Annotated in this window: 18 protein-coding genes; 13 read left to right on the top strand and 5 right to left on the bottom strand. The window is 71.3% G+C overall.

The window, feature by feature from the left end:
• Nucleotides 1–35 precede the first annotated feature (35 nt).
• The 12 genes from DJ010_RS10720 to DJ010_RS10665 all read left to right on the top strand — a co-directional run bounded on the left by DJ010_RS10720 (nucleotide 36) and on the right by DJ010_RS10665 (nucleotide 8,361).
• Nucleotides 36–1,079, top strand: coding sequence for a hypothetical protein (locus DJ010_RS10720; protein WP_109693668.1), 1,044 nt, complete (start codon nucleotides 36–38; stop codon nucleotides 1,077–1,079).
• Nucleotides 1,080–1,155: 76 nt separating this feature from the next.
• Nucleotides 1,156–1,710: a DinB family protein gene (locus tag DJ010_RS10715; RefSeq protein WP_245927433.1), complete on the top strand. Its 555-nt coding sequence runs from the start codon at nucleotides 1,156–1,158 to the stop codon at nucleotides 1,708–1,710.
• Nucleotides 1,707–1,901, top strand: a complete 195-nt coding sequence (locus DJ010_RS10710; protein ID WP_109693666.1) for a DUF3046 domain-containing protein — start codon at nucleotides 1,707–1,709, stop codon at nucleotides 1,899–1,901. The genes DJ010_RS10715 and DJ010_RS10710 overlap by 4 nt, the downstream gene beginning before the upstream one ends.
• Entirely contained in the window at nucleotides 1,898–3,160 is a 1,263-nt protein-coding gene (locus DJ010_RS10705; protein ID WP_109693665.1) for an MFS transporter, read from the top strand. Before DJ010_RS10710 ends, DJ010_RS10705 begins: the two co-directional genes overlap by 4 nt.
• A gap of 199 nt (nucleotides 3,161–3,359) precedes the next feature.
• On the top strand, nucleotides 3,360–4,403 hold the full coding sequence (recA, locus tag DJ010_RS10700; RefSeq protein WP_109693664.1) for a recombinase RecA: 1,044 nt from the start codon (nucleotides 3,360–3,362) through the stop codon (nucleotides 4,401–4,403).
• Nucleotide 4,404: 1 nt separating this feature from the next.
• Nucleotides 4,405–4,695, top strand: coding sequence for a putative quinol monooxygenase (locus tag DJ010_RS10695; RefSeq protein ID WP_109693663.1), 291 nt, complete (start codon nucleotides 4,405–4,407; stop codon nucleotides 4,693–4,695).
• Nucleotides 4,692–5,279, top strand: coding sequence for a regulatory protein RecX (locus tag DJ010_RS10690; RefSeq protein ID WP_109693662.1), 588 nt, complete (start codon nucleotides 4,692–4,694; stop codon nucleotides 5,277–5,279). Before DJ010_RS10695 ends, DJ010_RS10690 begins: the two co-directional genes overlap by 4 nt.
• 23 nt (nucleotides 5,280–5,302) lie before the next feature.
• On the top strand, nucleotides 5,303–5,809 hold the full coding sequence (locus DJ010_RS10685) for a phosphoribosyltransferase (protein WP_245927432.1): 507 nt from the start codon (nucleotides 5,303–5,305) through the stop codon (nucleotides 5,807–5,809).
• 5 nt (nucleotides 5,810–5,814) lie between these two features.
• The gene (locus tag DJ010_RS10680) at nucleotides 5,815–6,351 is read left to right on the top strand and encodes a GNAT family N-acetyltransferase (protein WP_146207319.1); all 537 of its coding nucleotides are present in this window, start codon (nucleotides 5,815–5,817) and stop codon (nucleotides 6,349–6,351) included.
• Between the two features lie 5 nt (nucleotides 6,352–6,356).
• Entirely contained in the window at nucleotides 6,357–7,214 is an 858-nt protein-coding gene (locus DJ010_RS10675; protein ID WP_109693660.1) for a polyphosphate kinase 2 family protein, read from the top strand.
• The gene (locus DJ010_RS10670) at nucleotides 7,211–7,981 is read left to right on the top strand and encodes a HipA family kinase (protein WP_109693659.1); all 771 of its coding nucleotides are present in this window, start codon (nucleotides 7,211–7,213) and stop codon (nucleotides 7,979–7,981) included. The genes DJ010_RS10675 and DJ010_RS10670 overlap by 4 nt, the downstream gene beginning before the upstream one ends.
• Complete coding sequence (locus DJ010_RS10665; RefSeq protein WP_109693658.1) at nucleotides 7,978–8,361, top strand: DUF3037 domain-containing protein; 384 nt, start codon at nucleotides 7,978–7,980, stop codon at nucleotides 8,359–8,361. Before DJ010_RS10670 ends, DJ010_RS10665 begins: the two co-directional genes overlap by 4 nt.
• A 128-nt stretch (nucleotides 8,362–8,489) precedes the next feature.
• On the opposite strand, the gene DJ010_RS10660 is transcribed toward DJ010_RS10665, so the two are convergent.
• The 4 genes from DJ010_RS10660 to DJ010_RS10650 are packed head-to-tail and all read right to left on the bottom strand — an operon-like array spanning nucleotide 8,490 to nucleotide 11,917.
• Entirely contained in the window at nucleotides 8,490–9,233 is a 744-nt protein-coding gene (locus DJ010_RS10660) for a sirohydrochlorin chelatase (protein ID WP_109693657.1), read from the bottom strand.
• 58 nt (nucleotides 9,234–9,291) lie between these two features.
• Nucleotides 9,292–10,035 carry a phosphoadenylyl-sulfate reductase gene (locus tag DJ010_RS10655; RefSeq protein ID WP_109693656.1) on the bottom strand — a complete coding sequence of 248 codons (744 nt, stop codon included), beginning with the start codon at nucleotides 10,033–10,035 and terminating at the stop codon, nucleotides 9,292–9,294.
• Entirely contained in the window at nucleotides 10,032–10,190 is a 159-nt protein-coding gene (locus tag DJ010_RS22280) for a hypothetical protein (RefSeq protein ID WP_170124631.1), read from the bottom strand. The genes DJ010_RS10655 and DJ010_RS22280 overlap by 4 nt, the downstream gene beginning before the upstream one ends.
• Complete coding sequence (locus tag DJ010_RS10650) at nucleotides 10,187–11,917, bottom strand: nitrite/sulfite reductase (protein WP_109693655.1); 1,731 nt, start codon at nucleotides 11,915–11,917, stop codon at nucleotides 10,187–10,189. Before DJ010_RS10650 ends, DJ010_RS22280 begins: the two co-directional genes overlap by 4 nt.
• Nucleotides 11,918–12,269: 352 nt before the next feature.
• On the opposite strand from DJ010_RS10650, the gene DJ010_RS10645 reads away from it, so the two are divergent.
• The gene (locus tag DJ010_RS10645) at nucleotides 12,270–13,724 is read left to right on the top strand and encodes a glycine hydroxymethyltransferase (protein WP_109693865.1); all 1,455 of its coding nucleotides are present in this window, start codon (nucleotides 12,270–12,272) and stop codon (nucleotides 13,722–13,724) included.
• 49 nt (nucleotides 13,725–13,773) lie between these two features.
• On the opposite strand, the gene DJ010_RS10640 is transcribed toward DJ010_RS10645, so the two are convergent.
• Complete coding sequence (locus DJ010_RS10640) at nucleotides 13,774–14,904, bottom strand: aminoglycoside phosphotransferase family protein (protein WP_158282998.1); 1,131 nt, start codon at nucleotides 14,902–14,904, stop codon at nucleotides 13,774–13,776.
• Nucleotides 14,905–14,938 lie beyond the last annotated feature (34 nt).

Here is a 14,938-nt window from a genome sequence, read left to right as displayed (position 1 = left end):
CGGAACCCGCCGGGCGTCGCTACCGTCGTACCACCATGAAGCGCACCCGGTGGGCGATCGCGACGGCGACCCTGCTGCTGACGACGGCGTTGGTCGGCTGCGGCGACCAGTCCTCCGGCGGTTCCGACGACCCGCCCGCTGCCGACGGAACCGACGGGACCTACGGGACCGACGCGACCGACCGGCTGCCCGAGCCGGACGACGGCTTCGGGTGGGTCTCCTGGCGCGACGTCGCCGTCCAGGTGCCCACCGCCTGGGGCCACGCCTACGAGCCGGGTGGCGACTGGTGCGCCGGCTACGACCCGGACGACGACCCGCCGGTGCCGGAGCCGTACTACGACCTCGACCCGGCCAGTGGCGCCGAGCTCGCCATCGGTTGCCAGGAGACCGGCGAGGACCGTCCCGAGGAGTTCGGGCCCGCGCCGGAGGCACTGTGGGCGACCCACGTCGTCCTGGAGCCGGACGACGGTTCGGAGGACCGGACGTTGACCGACGGCGGCTGGACGCTCGCGATCCGGTCCGTCGGCGACGTCCGCGTCCGCGCGCTCGCCGCCCAGGGGGACGCAGACCTCGTGGACCAGATCGTCGCGTCGGCGCGTCGTTTCTCCGTCGACCACAACGGCTGCGAGCCGACCTCTCCGGTCCAGGCGGCAGAGTTCGTCCGTCCGGAGCCCCACGACATCACGGGGGTCGGCGAGGCCGACTCGATCTCGGTCTGCCAGTACTCGCGGACGCTCGGGCCGGCCGACCCGGCGCTGATGGGATCGTGGCGGGCGGAAGGGGCCGACGCGGCTGCGCTGCTCGCCGGCCTCCAGGGCGCGCCACCCGGCACCGGGCCGGACCGGCCGAAGAACTGTGTCGACGACTACTTCGGCGACACGGCGATCACGCTCCGCGTCCACGTGGGCGACGAGACCCACGAGGTCTACGCCTACTACGACTGGTGCTTCGGCAACGGCACCGACGACGGGGTCCAGCGCCGCGAGCTGACGAGCGAGACCTGCGCGCCCCTCTTCGTGGGTCCGGTGCGGATCGTCCAGTACAGCTCGCACCTGCGCGGGATCTGCGACTCCGCGTAGCGAACTGGCAGTCCTTCACGCCTCGCTGGCGGGATTGCCGTCGCGGCTGTCGGCGCGGGTTGGGAGGATGTGCCTCGTGACCTCGAGCCCGCAGATCGCCCCTGACACCAAGGACTGGACCTGGGTCCTCGACCGGTCCTGCCCGGAGTGCGGGCTCGACGCCGGCGCGGTCGACCGCGCCGACCTCGGCGCGCTGCTCCGCGACAACGCCGACGCCTGGCAGCGCGTGCTCGCGACGCCGGAGGCGAGCCGCCGGCCGGAGCCGACGGTGTGGTCGCCGACGGAGTACGCCGCGCACGTCCGCGACGTGCACCGCATGTTCTCCGGGCGGGTCGCGCTGATGCTGACCGAGGACGACCCCACGTTCGAGAACTGGGACCAGGACGAGACCGCGGTCGCCGAGCGCTACGACCTGCAGCGGCCCGAGCAGGTCGCGCCCGAGCTGCTGGCCGCCGCAGAGGCGGTCGCGGCGTCGTACGACGGCGTGGCGGGAGAGGCCTGGGACCGGCGCGGCACCCGCAGCAACGGGAGTGTCTTCACGGTCGAGACCCTCGGCCGCTACCACCTGCACGACGTGGTGCACCACCTCTGGGACGTGCGCTGGGTCGGGGCGCCCGGGGCGACCGGATGAGGCACACCGAGCTCTGGCAGCGGCTCGACCACCACCTCGGCCGGGCCTACTCCCGCACCTGGGCCGAGCAGCAGGTGCTCGGCGAGCTCGACCACCGGACGCCGGCCGAGGCCCTCGAGGCCGGCGTCCCGCCCAAGCAGGTGTGGGCCGCCGTGTGGGAGGCGCTCGGCCTGCCGGCGAGCGAACGATGACCTCGACCCCGCGGGTCGTGCCGGCGGTCGACGCTGCGGTGGTCCAGCGCCGCACCGTCCGGGTGCTGGTGCTCACCCAGGCCGTCGGCGCGCTCGGCATCACGATCGGCATCGCCACGGCCTCGCTGCTCGCGCGCGACCTGTCCGGTTCCGAGGCGATGTCGGGGCTGGCGCAGACCGCGCAGGTGCTGGGTGCTGCCGTCATCTCGTTCCTCCTCGCGGCGGTCATGGCGCGGCGAGGGCGACGGGTGGGACTGGTGACCGGCTACCTGCTCGGCGCGGCCGGTGGCGGTCTGGCGGTGCTGTCGGGCGTCGTGGAGTCGATGGCGCTGCTCCTGCTCGGCGCGGTGCTCCTCGGCGCGGGCACCTCGGCCAACAGCGCCGCCCGCTTCGCCGCCACCGACCTCGCCGACGACAGCAACCGCGGGCGGTCGCTGTCGCTGGTGGTCTGGGCGACCACGATCGGCGCCGTCCTCGGGCCGAACCTCACCGGACCGGCCGGTGCGTTCGCCGACGCCGTCGACATCCCCGAGCTGACCGGGCCGTTCGCGCTAGGCGCCTTCGGCATGCTCGCGGCCGCGCTCGTCGCGTTCCTCATGCTCCGGCCCGACCCGCTGCTGCTCGCGCGTGAGCACGCGCAGCGTGTCGACGTGGGGCACGTCGCCGCCGGCTCGTCGGCGTCCCGAGCCTGGCAGGCCGTGCGCGAGCGGCCGGTGCTGGGCTTCGCGATCGCCGGGCTGGCGCTGGCGCACGCCACGATGATCAGCGTCATGGTGATGACGCCGCTGCACATGGAGCACGGCGGTGCCGAGCTCGACGTCATCGGGCTCGTGATCAGCGTCCACGTGCTCGGGATGTTCGCCTTCTCCCCGCTCGTCGGCATGCTCGCCGACCGCCTCGGCCGCGCCGTCGTGCTCGGCAGCGGCGGGTTCGTCCTGGTGGTCGCACTGCTGCTGTGCGCCTCCTCGCCGCAGGGGATGTCGTGGCAGGTCACCGCCGGGCTGTTCCTGCTGGGCGTCGGCTGGTCGCTGGCGATGGTGTCGGCCTCGACGATGGTCGCCGAGCACGCGCCGCTCGAGGTGCGCACCGACGTGCAGGGAAGTTCCGACCTCGTCATGGGCCTGACCGCCGCCGCCGCCGGAGCGGTCGCCGGGCTGGTCGTCGACCTGGCCGGCTACCCGATGCTGGCGCTGGTCACCCTGGCGCTGGCGTTCGGCGTCGCCGGCTGCGCGGCCCGGGCCCGGATCCTCGCCGGCTAGCGACACGCCGCACCTCCTGCATCGCTTCGAACAGGTGTTCGTCTAGGTTTTCCGGTACGACGACCCACCAGTCGTCCACAGGTACGACGTACCGGCGGATGCTCCACAACCCCGACCCGGCTGACCAGGCTGTGTCGGACCCCCGTCCTAACGTCGCCGATGTACCTGGCTCGACCACCAGACGAAGGACGTGAGGGACATGGCGGATGACCGCCTCAAGGCGCTCGACACAGCGCTGCTCAACATCGAGAAGCAGTACGGCAAGGGCTCGGTCATGCGCCTCGGCGACGACTCGCGTGCCCCGCTGGAAGTGATCCCCACCGGCTCGATCGCGCTCGACGTGGCGCTCGGCGTCGGCGGGCTGCCGCGCGGCCGGGTCGTCGAGATCTACGGTCCCGAGTCCAGCGGCAAGACGACCGTCGCCCTGCACGCCGTGGCCAGTGCCCAGGCGCAGGGCGGCATCGTGGCGTTCATCGACGCCGAGCACGCGCTCGACCCCGACTACGCCAAGGCGCTCGGCGTCGACACCGATGCGCTCCTCGTCTCCCAGCCCGACTCGGGTGAGCAGGCGCTCGAGATCGCCGACATGCTGATCCGCTCCGGCGCGCTCAGCCTGATCGTGGTCGACTCGGTCGCCGCGCTCGTGCCCCGCGCCGAGATCGAGGGCGAGATGGGCGACAGCCACGTCGGCCTCCAGGCCCGGCTGATGAGCCAGGCGCTGCGCAAGATGACCGGCGCCCTCAACAACTCCGGCACCACGATGATCTTCATCAACCAGCTGCGCGAGAAGATCGGCGTCATGTTCGGCTCGCCCGAGACCACCACCGGTGGTCGGGCGCTGAAGTTCTACTCGTCGGTCCGGCTCGACGTGCGCCGCATCGAGACCCTCAAGGACGGCACCGACATGGTCGGCAACCGCACCCGGATCAAGGTCGTGAAGAACAAGGTGGCCCCGCCGTTCAAGCAGGCCGAGTTCGACATCATGTACGGCAAGGGCATCAGCCGCGAGGGCAGCCTGATCGACGTGGGCGTCGAGGCGGGCATGATCCGCAAGGCCGGCGCCTGGTACACCTACGAGGGCGACCAGCTCGGCCAGGGCAAGGAGAACGCCCGCCAGTTCCTTGTCGACAACCCCGACCTCGCCAACGAGCTCGAGAAGAAGATCCTCGAGAAGCTCGGTGTCGGCCCCCAGGTCGACCAGACCGACCTGTCGGACGAGCCCATCGGAGTGGATTCCTTCTGACGTGTTCGGGTTGATCGGGCACATCACGGTCCAACCGGGCCGCCGGGCAGAGCTCGCCGCGATCCTTCTCGAGGGGAGCGACGCGCTACCCGGCTGCATGTCCTACGTCGTGGCGGAGGACGTGGCCGACGCCGACGGCCTCTGGGTGACGGAGGTCTGGACCGACCAGGCAGCCCATCGCGCCTCGCTCGAGCTGCCGGAGGTCCAGGCGTCGATCGCCCGCGGCCGACCGCTGATCGTGGAGTTCGACCAGTTCCACGAGACCCGGCCGCTGCAGGTCGGGTCCGCGTGAGCGAGCAGTGGGACGGCGACGTCCGGCTGGGGGTGGAGGCGTGGGGCGCGGCGGCGCCCCCGCCGCCGCCGGAGGACGCCGAGGCCGCGGGGCCGGAGGCCGACCACGAGGCAGTGGCGCGCAAGATCCTGCTCGACCAGCTGACCGGCCAGGCCCGCAGTCGCCACGAGCTGGCGGCGCGGCTGGCCCGTCGCAACGTCCCCGAGGAGGTGGCGAGCCGGTTGCTCGACCGGTTCGAGGAGGTCGGGCTGATCGACGACGAGGCGTTCGCGCGATCGTGGGTCGACAGCCGGCAGCGCACCCGTGGCCTGGCGAAGCGGGCCCTGGCCCAGGAGCTGCGCCGCAAGGGCATCGCCGACGAGACCGCTCGCGAGGTGCTGGCCGAGGTCGACCCCGATGACGAGGAGCAGGTCGCCCGCGACCTGGTGCGCAAGAAGCTGCGCAGCCTCCGCAACGTCGACGACGCCACCGCCGCGCGTCGGCTGGCCGGCCTGCTGGCTCGGAAGGGCTTCCCGGCCGGTCTCGCCTTCGCCGTTGTGAAGGACGAGCTGGCCGAGGCCGGGCGAGAGGCTCCCACCGGCTGACCCGCCACGGCATGATGGGCGAGGTGACGACTGATGACGCGCCGGCCCGCGAGATCCTCTCCTACGAGGCGTTCGGCACCGCCGTCCGCGAGATCGCCCAGCAGGTGGTGGACGACGGCTACGAGCCCGACATCGTCCTCGCCATCGCCCGCGGCGGCCTGGGCCTGGCGATGGGGCTCGGCTACGCGCTCGACGTGAAGAACCTCAGCGCCGTCAACGTCGAGTTCTACACCGGCATCGACGAGCGGCTCGACGTCCCGATGATGCTGCCGCCCACCCCGGCCGCGATCGACCTGACCGGCATGAAGGTTCTTGTCGCCGACGACGTGGCCGACACCGGCAAGACGCTCGAGGTGGTCCGCGACTTCGTCGCCGACCACGTCGCGGAGGCCCGCACCGCGGTGATCTACGAGAAGCCGTGGACGGTCATCAACGCCGAGTACGTCTGGCGACGCACCGACAAGTGGATCGACTTCCCGTGGTCGTCGACCCCGCCGCTCGTCGACCGGCGTGGAGGCCTGGCGCACTGACCGACGTGACCGTCGACCTGCGCCCGATGACGCGGGCCGACCTCCCCGACCTGCTGCGCTGGCTGCTCGCGCCGCACGTGGCGCGGTGGTTCCCCTCGGCGAAGCCGTGGACCAGTGAAGTCGTTGAGCGGCGGTACGGCCCGCGGATCGACGGCAGCACGCCGGAGCGGATGTTCGTCGTCACCGTCGAGGGCGAGCCGGTCGGGTTCGTGCAGGACTACCGGATCGGCGACCACCCGGAGTTCGCGCTGCTGACCGCACAGCCGGACGCGATCGGGGTGGACTATGCGATCGGCGTCCCGGAGCAGCTCGGCCGCGGCGTGGGTCTGGCGATGCTCCGACTCTGGTTCGGCCTCGCCCGCGCGGGCTACCCCGGGGCGTCGACGTACTTCGCGGCTCCGGATCACCGCAACGTCGCCTCACGGCGCCTCCTCCTGGCCGCCGGCTTCGTGGAGGGCCTGTGGTTCGACGAGCCGCAGGCCGACGGCACCACGGCGACCATGGTCGGTCACACCCTCGACGTGACTGCGGTGCTTGGATAGCGGCCATGACCGTCAACGCCGAGCTGGTGGCCTCGCTGCGCGTGCCGCCCGGGCCCGTGGACCTCACGGCCATCAAGACCCACGTCGCACCGGGCTTCGACGGGGGGAAGGAGGACGGCAAGGCCGCGCTGTACGCCCTCGGCCCCGAGCTCGCCGACCTCCAGGAGCGCCTCTTCGCCGAGGGGCGGTCCGGCGGCAACCGGAGCGTCCTGCTGGTCCTGCAGGGCATGGACACCTCCGGCAAGGGCGGCACCCTGCGGTCGACGGTCGGGCTGATGGACCCGCAGGGCGTGCGCATCACCTCCTTCAAGGCGCCGACGCCCGAGGAGCTGGAGCAGGACTTCCTGTGGCGGATCACCCGGGCACTGCCCGAGCCGGGGTACGTCGGCGTCTTCGACCGCTCGCACTACGAGGACGTCCTCATCGCACGGGTGCGCTCGCTCGCGCCGCCCGAGGAGCTCGAACGGCGCTACGACGCGATCAACCGCTTCGAGGCCGACCTGGTCGCCAACGGCACCACCGTCGTGAAGTGCATGCTCCACATCTCGCCCGAGGAGCAGAAGAAGCGCCTGCTGGCCCGGCTCGACGACGAGACCAAGCACTGGAAGTACAACCCGGGCGACGTGGACGAGCGCGAGCAGTGGCCGGCGTACCGCGAGGCCTACGAGATCGCCATCGAGCGCACCAACACCGAGGCAGCGCCGTGGCACGTCGTGCCCGGGGACAAGAAGTGGTACCGCAACCTCGCGATCGGGCACCTGCTGCTCGACACCCTCCACCGGATGGCCCTCCAGTGGCCGAAGGCCGACTTCGACGTCGTCGAGGAGAAGCGGCGCCTCACCGATGAGGATCCGCTCTCGTGACCCTCCCGACCGTCAGAGCGACCCGCTACGTCACGCCGCTGCGTGAGGGCGGCAGCCTGCCCGGCATCGTCGAGGCCGACGACCTCGGCACCTACGTCTGCAAGTTCCGCGGCGCGGGTCAGGGCCTGCGGGTCCTCGTCGCCGAGGTGATCGTCGGCGCCCTCGCCGAGCGGATCGGGCTGCTGACACCGCGTCAGGTCGTGGTCGACCTCGGCGCCGACCTGGCCCGCTACGAGGCCGACGAGGAGGTGCAGGACCTGCTGCGCGCCAGCGTCGGTCACAACCTCGGCATCGACTTCCTGCCCGGCGCCTTCGGCTACGACGGCGACCTCGCGCCGCACGCCGAGGTCGCGGCCAAGGTGCTGTGGCTCGACGCGTTCTGCGCGAACGTCGACCGTTCGTGGCGTAACCCCAACCTCCTGCTCTGGCACGGAGACCTCTGGGTGATCGACCACGGCGCCGCGCTGTACTTCCACCACGCCTGGAGCGGGGGCCTCACCGACCCCGATCGGTTCGCGCGGCAGCCGTGGGACGCCGACGACCACGTCCTCCGCTCGTACCGTCCGGGTGTCGCGGCCGCCGACGCGGCCATCACCGCCGACCTCACGACCGGCGACCTGGTCGATGTCGTCGCCCGGGTGCCGGAGGAGTGGCTCGAACCGGTGCCGGGTGCCGAGACGCCGGAGGCGCTGCGCGCGGCCTACGTCGCCTTCCTCACCGCCCGCCTCGCCACCCGCCAGTGGCTGCCCGTGGTGGGGGCGGCATGACCGAACCGATGCCCTACCAGTACGTCGTACTGCGCTGCGTGCCGCGCGTGGACCGCGAGGAGTTCGTCAACGTGGGCGTGGTGCTCTACTGCCAGGCGGCGGACTACCTCAGCGTCACCTGGCACTGCGACGCCGACCGATTGCAGGCGCTCGACGGCTCGCTCGACCCGAAACGGGTGTGCGACGCGCTCGGGTTCGTCGAGGCGGTGTGCGCCGGCGACGCGCGCGCGGGCGCCATCGCCGACCAGCCCCTCACCCAGCGCTTCGGCTTCCTCAAGGCTCCGAAGTCGACAGTGCTCCAGCCCGGCCCGGTCCACGGCGGTCTCACCACGGACCCGGCCCGGGAGCTGGAGCACCTGTTCGAGCGTCTCGTCGCCTGACGCCGACCCGTCGCAAACTCGCACGAAAAACACGCCGACCCGTCGCAAACTCGCGCCAAAAGCACGTCGACCCGTCGCGAGTTCACGACGGGTCGACGCTGTTGAGCTGCGAGTTTGCGACGGCTCGATCAGACGGGGACGAGCTCGACCGCGCCGACGGCGTACCGCGCCAGCACGGTGCGCGCGATCTCCGGGTGCGCGCCCAGGGGAGCGGACACGGCGACCGCACCGGCCTCGAGGGCGAGCTCGGTCGCGTGGTCGAGGAGCCGGCCGGGGGCGAGGAACAGCGACGCGACGGCGATGTGCCGGCGACCCTCGGCCCGGAACGCGCGCACGGCCTCGCCGGTCGCCGGGGGAGCGGCGGCGGCATAGGCGGCGGTCACCGGGAGCTTGTGGTGCGTGCCCCACACACGCGCCAAGCGGGCGACGGCCTGGTTGGCCAACGGGTCGGAGGATCCGGCCGCGGCCAGGACGAGCGCGTCGAGCTCACGGACGCGGGCGTCCTTGAGAGCCTCCCGCATCCGCTCGTCGAGCACCTCGAGGAAGCGCGGCTCGAGGCCGAGCACGTCGGTCGCCCGGACCTGCAGGCCCGGGTGACGGGAGGTCGCCTCGGCGATCTGCTCGGGTACGTCGACCTTGGCGTGGAACGCCTCGTTGAGGAGGAGTGGTACGACGACGATCTCGTCGTGGCCCGCCCGCACCAGCTTGTCGACGACGGTCTGGAAGCTGGGCTTGGCGAGCTCGAGGAACGCCTTCTCGATACGGAGGTCCGGACGGAGCGCCTTGACCTCGTCGACAAGGGCGGTCACCGTCGCAGCGGATCGCGGGTCCCGGCTGCCATGAGCCAGGGCCACCAGTGCAGGAGCGGCCATCAGGAGCTGTCTCCTCTCATGTGGTGCACGGAAGTGGTGAAGAAGTCCGGGAGCGCGTTCACGAGTGGATCCCGCACTCCGTCTTGTTGGTGCCGGCCCAGCGCCCACTGCGAGGGTCCTCGCCCGGGGCTACTCGGCGCGTGCACGGCCAGCACCCGATCGAGGGGTAGCCGTCGTACACCAGGGGATTCACGAGGACTCCGTTGTCCGCGATGTAACGCTCCACCTGCTCGTCGGTCCAACGAGCCAGCGGAGAAACCTTGACCTTTCCCTTCTTGGCGTCCCAGCCGATCACCGGCGCGATGACCCGGTTGTGGGTCTCGGCGCGGCGGAGGCCGGTGGCCCAGGCGTCGTACCCGGCCAGTGACTCCTGAAGGGGGATCACCTTGCGTAACTTGCAGCAGAGGTCGGGGTCACGCTTGTAGAGGTCCTTGCCGTGCTCGGCGTCCTGCTCGGCCACGCTCTGCACGGGCGTGATCGTGAGCAGGTTGACCGGCATCGTGTGCTGGACGGCGTCGGCGGTGCCGAGGGTCTCGGCGAAGTGGTAGCCGGTGTCGAGGAAGACGACGTCGATGCCGGGCACCACCTTCGACGCGACGTGCGCGAGGACGGCGTCGCCCATCGAGGAGGTGACGCAGAAGCGCTCGCCGAACGTTGCCGCGGCCCACTCGATGATGACCTCGGCCGGCGCCAGCTCGAGCTCGGCGCCCCAGTGGGACACGATCTCGCGCAGCTCCTCGGGAGACCGGCCGGCGGTCTCGGCGCCGCGCGCGAGACGGGCCTTCGCGGTGGTCGCGCTCATCGCAGACCACCACCGGGGCGCAGCAGGCCGAGCAGCTTCAGCGAGAACGCCCGCAGGCAGGAGCGGCACTCCCACGAGCCGTGCGCCTCCTCGTGCGGGAAGAGGTTCTCGTCGCCGCAGAAGGGGCAGTGGAAGGGGACGGCGCGCTCGCTCATGAAACCGGCTCCAGGGACGCCACGACCTTGTCGCCGCGCAGCAGCTCCTCGTCGGCGCGGGCCACCCAGTCGGCGAAACGCTCCTGCTCCTTGCGGTCGGCGAGGAAGTTGCGCACGACGTTGCTGATGTAGTCGTCGAGCCCGGCGCTGGTCACCTTGTGGGCCCGCAGCTTGCGCCCGAAGTTGGCGCCGAGGCCGGTCGCGCCGCCGAGGTGCACCTGGAAGCCTTCGACCTGGTTGCCGTCGTCGTCGAGGACGAGCTGGCCCTTGAGGCCGAAGTCGGCGACCTGGGTCCGGGCGCACGCGTTGGGGCAGCCGTTGACGTTGACCGTGATCGGGGTGTCGAGGTCGGGGAACCGGCGCTCGAGCTCCGCGACCAGGTCGCGGGCGCGGTCCTTGGTGTCGACGATCGCGAGCTTGCAGAACTCGATGCCGGTGCACGCCATCGTGTTGCGCCGCCAGTTGGACGGCCGTGCGGACAATCCGATCTCGTCGAGCCGCTCCAGCAGGGCGTCGACCCGGTCGCCGTCCACGCCGATCAGCACGATCTTCTGGTACGGCGTGAGGCGGGCCCCGGCGACGTCGTGCTCCTCGAGCAGGTCGGCCAGCTGCACGAGCAGCGTGCCCGACACCCGGCCCGCGGTCGGCGCGATGCCGACGTAGAACTTGCCGTCCTTCTGCGGGTGCACGCCGATGTGGTCGCGGTGTCCGACGGGGGAGGCGGGGGAGTCGAGGTTGACGAGCTTCTGGCCGAGGTACTCGTTCTCGAGCACCTCCTGAAACTTCTCGATGCCCCAGTCGGCGACGAGGAACTTCAGGCGGGCCCGGGAGCGCAGCCGGCGGTAGCCGTAGTCGCGGAAGATGCCTGCCACGCCCTCCCAGACGTCCGGCACCAGGTCCAGCGGGATCCAGACGCCCATCTTCTGGGCGAGCATCGGGTTCGTCGACAGGCCGCCGCCCACCCAGACGTCGAAGCCGGGACCGTGCTCGGGGTGGACGGTGCCCACGAACGACACGTCGTTGGTCTCGGGCGAGACGTCGTGGCTCGGGTGGCCGGTCAGTGCCGTCTTGAACTTGCGGGGGAGGTTCGAGAAGTCCTTGTTGCCGATGTAGCGACGCTCGATCTCGGCCAGGGCCGAGGTGCCGTCGATGATCTCGTCGGCGGCGACCCCGGCGACGGGCGAGCCGAGGAACGGTCGCGGCGAGTCGCCACACGCCTCCATCGAGTGGAGCCCGGCCGCGTCGAGGCGCTCCCAGATCTCGGGCACGTCCTTGATGTCGATCCAGTGGTACTGGATGTTCTCGCGGTCGGTGACGTCGGCGGTGTCACGCGCGAAGTCGACACCGATCTGCCCGAGCGCGCGGACCGCGGCAGGGGACAGCAGCTTGCCGTCGGAGCGGACCCGCAGCATGAAGTAGCGGTCGTCGAGCTCCTCCTCCTCCAACGCACCGGTCTTGCCACCGTCGATGCCGGGCTTGCGCTGGGTGTAGAGGCCCATCCAGCGGAACCGGCCGCGGAGGTCGGCAGGGTCGATCGAGTCGAAGCCGCGCTTGGAGTAGACGTAGAGGATGCGGTCGCGGACGTTGAGCGGGTCGTCGTTCTTCTTCGACTCCTCGTTCTTGTTCAGCGGCTCGCGGTAGCCGAACGCCCACTGGCCCTCCGCGCGGCGTGGGCGGGGGACGTCGGTGTGGCGCGGCGGCTGGGAGTCGTAGCGCAGGTCGGGCATGGCGGCGTGTGGTCCTTCGCTGATGGGCGCGAGACGCGCGGCTGAGGTCGGGGAGCGAGGCGGATCAGCGGGGCCAACACATCATGCTGCGGGTGCGCCCGAGGTCCACGTGGCGACGTACCACGAGGAACGCATGGGTTGCAGCAGAGACCATGTCAACCAGTCTCAGTCCTCGGACTTTCCTTCCACAAATCGCATTCTCAACATCTGGACGCAAGTCTCATGATCCGGACGCAGGTTAGCGCTGTTCAGCGCTCAGCGGCGCGTCGTGCGACGGAGGTCACACGCCGCGCCGGCCCTGGTGGCAGGGCGTGCGGTGACCGGCGCGGCCTCCACCCCTACGCTGTTCGGCATGAGCGACCCGGTGTCCAGCGCCTCCAGCAGCCTCGTCAGCAGCGCGTACCAGCAAGCCCTGGAGGTGATCTCCTCGGTCGAGCCGCGGATCGCCGACGCGACCCGCCAGGAGCTGGCCGACCAGCGAGCCTCGCTCAAGCTGATCGCGAGCGAGAACTACGCCTCGCCGGCGGTGTTGATGACCATGGGCACCTGGTTCTCCGACAAGTACGCCGAGGGCACGATCGGCCACCGCTTCTACGCCGGCTGCCAGAACGTCGACACCGTCGAGTCGATCGCCGCCGAGCACGCGCGCGAGCTGTTCGGCGCCGAGTACGCCTACGTCCAACCGCACTCCGGCATCGACGCCAACCTCACCGCCTACTGGGCGATCCTCGCCCACCGGGTCGAGGGCCCCTGGCTCGAGAACGCCGGCGTGAAGAACATGAACGACCTCAGCGAGGCGGACTGGGAGAAGCTGCGCGCCGACCTCGGCAACCAGCGCCTGCTCGGCATGAGCCTCGACGCCGGTGGCCACCTCACCCACGGCTTCCGCCCGAACATCAGCGGCAAGATGTTCCACCAGAACCAGTACGGCACCGACCCGGAGACCGGGCTCCTCGACTATGACGCGCTCCGTGCGAAGGCCAAGGAGTTCAAGCCGTTGATCCTGGTCGCGGGCTACTCGGCCTACCCGCGACGCGTGAACTTCGCCAAGATGCGCGAGATCGCCGACGAGGTCGGCGCCACGCTGATGGTCGACATGGCGCACTTCGCCGGTCTGGTCGCAGGCAAGGTGTTCACCGGCGACGAGGACCCGGTGCCGCACGCCCACGTGGTCACGAGCACCTCGCACAAGTCGCTGCGCGGTCCGCGCGGCGGCTTCATCCTCGCCACCGAGGACTACTCCGCCAGCGTCGACCGCGGCTGCCCGATGGTGCTCGGCGGCCCGCTCTCGCACGTGATGGCTGCCAAGGCGGTCGCCTTCGCCGAGGCGCGCCAGGACTCGTTCCGCGGCTACGCACAGCAGATCGCCGACAACGCCAAGTCGCTCGCAGACGGCTTCCTCAGCCGCGGCGCCAATCTTGTGACCGGCGGCACCGACAACCACATCGTGCTGCTCGACGTCACCTCGTTCGGCCTCACCGGCCGGCAGGCGGAGTCGGCCCTGCTTGACGCGGGCGTGGTGACCAACCGCAACTCGGTGCCGGCCGACCCCAACGGTGCCTGGTACACCTCCGGCATCCGCCTCGGCACCCCGGCTCTCACCACCCGCGGCTTCGGTCACGACGAGTTCGACCGGGTCGCCGAGCTGATCGTCCACGTCCTCCAGAACACCCAGCCCGGCACCACCAAGGCGGGCGAGCCGTCGAAGGCGTCGTACGTCCTGGCGGACGGGGTGGCCGACAAGGTCAAGGACGCCTCGGCCGAGCTGCTCGACAAGAACCCGCTCTACCCGGGCCTGAACCTCTAGCGGGCGGAGCGAGCCGGCGTGGCCACCGCGCTCGCCCGAGCGCTCCTGGTCACCCGGTCGCGTCGACCAGGTCGAGGCTGAACCTGGCGATGTCGGCGCGCACGGCGGCGGCGTCCTGGAGCTCCGGGGTCGGCTGCTCGCCCAGCAGCTCGAACGGCAGCGTCGACAGGCCGGTGAAGAGGAGCAGCAGGAGGGCGTGGCTGCGCTCCACGGTCGCGACCGGTAGGTCGAGGCCAGCGGCCGCGAGGCCGTCGCGATAGGCACGCACGCACGCCGCGTCGCGCTCGGCGAGGTCGTGGCTGCTGCGCAGGCCGATCTGGACGTCGCCGACGAGCAGCTGGCCGAGGTCGAAGCCGACGGGCATCGGGGCGAGGTAGCCGAAGTCGATCATCGTGAAGCCGGGCCGGTCCGGGCGCACGAGGAGGTTGTTGGGGCAGGCGTCGCCGTGCGCCACCAGCTGCGGCACCGCGGCCAGCTCCTCGACGTACGCCGGCAGCCCGTCCGCCGCCGCCAGGAGGCGATCCCGCAGCGGCCCGAAAGAGGGCGCGACGATCGGGTGCCGCCACAGGTCGTCGTCGCGGAGCAACGGCAGGACCTGGTGGTCCAGCCGTCCGGCGACGTACGAGTGCACCCCGACGTCGTGCCCGCCGGCCGATGCCAGCGCGCGGATCCCGGGCGTGGCCGCGAACCGGCCCAGCAGCTCGGCCGCGGCCAGGTCGCGCTCGATGTCCCAGATGACGTCGGCCGTCGGCACCACCTCGAGCCACACGGCGTACGACGACGCGTCGATCGTCCGCACCGCGACCGCCCGCGGGACGGCCAGCCCGTCGGGCAGGTGGTCGGCCAGGTCCGACGCGTAGATCGCGCCCTCCGTCCGCCACGGCACCGATGTCGCGGCCGTCTCGCGCAGCTCCTCCGGCACCTCCGCGAAGAACGGTGATCGGGTCCACTCCTGCACGTGCTTGACGAAGAACGCGTAGGGCCGACGCCCACCGTCGACGACCGCGTCGCCGGTGACCAGGTAGCGTCCGGCGGTCGTGATGGCGGGGATGTCGTAGTCCACCTGCTCCGCGCGGCACGAGGTGACCTCGACCGACGGCACCTGCAGGAGGTCGGCCACCATGGCCGCCAGCTCGCCGTCGGAGACGTCCGCGGGGCCGAGCACAGTCCGGTCGTGCATGAGGCACGGTAGCGCTCTCCGCGCGAGGCGCGAA

It is taken from the genome of Nocardioides silvaticus (assembly GCF_003160695.1).
GTDB lineage: Bacteria > Actinomycetota > Actinomycetes > Propionibacteriales > Nocardioidaceae > Nocardioides > Nocardioides silvaticus.
Note: the sequence above shows the minus strand (reverse complement) of the source record. Positions and strands in the feature narration are given on the sequence as shown.

What these genes read in the sequence shown, in the direction of transcription:
- DJ010_RS10720 (WP_109693668.1), top strand. Translation starts at nt 36, where the DNA reads ATGAAGCGCACCCGGTGGGCGATCGCGACGGCGACCCTGCTGCTGACG.
- DJ010_RS10710 (WP_109693666.1), top strand. Translation starts at nt 1,707, where the DNA reads ATGAGGCACACCGAGCTCTGGCAGCGGCTCGACCACCACCTCGGCCGG.
- DJ010_RS10705 (WP_109693665.1), top strand. Translation starts at nt 1,898, where the DNA reads ATGACCTCGACCCCGCGGGTCGTGCCGGCGGTCGACGCTGCGGTGGTC.
- recA (WP_109693664.1), top strand. Translation starts at nt 3,360, where the DNA reads ATGGCGGATGACCGCCTCAAGGCGCTCGACACAGCGCTGCTCAACATC.
- DJ010_RS10675 (WP_109693660.1), top strand. Translation starts at nt 6,357, where the DNA reads ATGACCGTCAACGCCGAGCTGGTGGCCTCGCTGCGCGTGCCGCCCGGG.
- DJ010_RS10665 (WP_109693658.1), top strand. Translation starts at nt 7,978, where the DNA reads ATGACCGAACCGATGCCCTACCAGTACGTCGTACTGCGCTGCGTGCCG.
- DJ010_RS10660 (WP_109693657.1), bottom strand. Translation starts at nt 9,233, where the DNA reads ATGGCCGCTCCTGCACTGGTGGCCCTGGCTCATGGCAGCCGGGACCCG.
- DJ010_RS10655 (WP_109693656.1), bottom strand. Translation starts at nt 10,035, where the DNA reads ATGAGCGCGACCACCGCGAAGGCCCGTCTCGCGCGCGGCGCCGAGACC.
- DJ010_RS22280 (WP_170124631.1), bottom strand. Translation starts at nt 10,190, where the DNA reads ATGAGCGAGCGCGCCGTCCCCTTCCACTGCCCCTTCTGCGGCGACGAG.
- DJ010_RS10650 (WP_109693655.1), bottom strand. Translation starts at nt 11,917, where the DNA reads ATGCCCGACCTGCGCTACGACTCCCAGCCGCCGCGCCACACCGACGTC.
- DJ010_RS10645 (WP_109693865.1), top strand. Translation starts at nt 12,270, where the DNA reads ATGAGCGACCCGGTGTCCAGCGCCTCCAGCAGCCTCGTCAGCAGCGCG.
- DJ010_RS10640 (WP_158282998.1), bottom strand. Translation starts at nt 14,904, where the DNA reads ATGCACGACCGGACTGTGCTCGGCCCCGCGGACGTCTCCGACGGCGAG.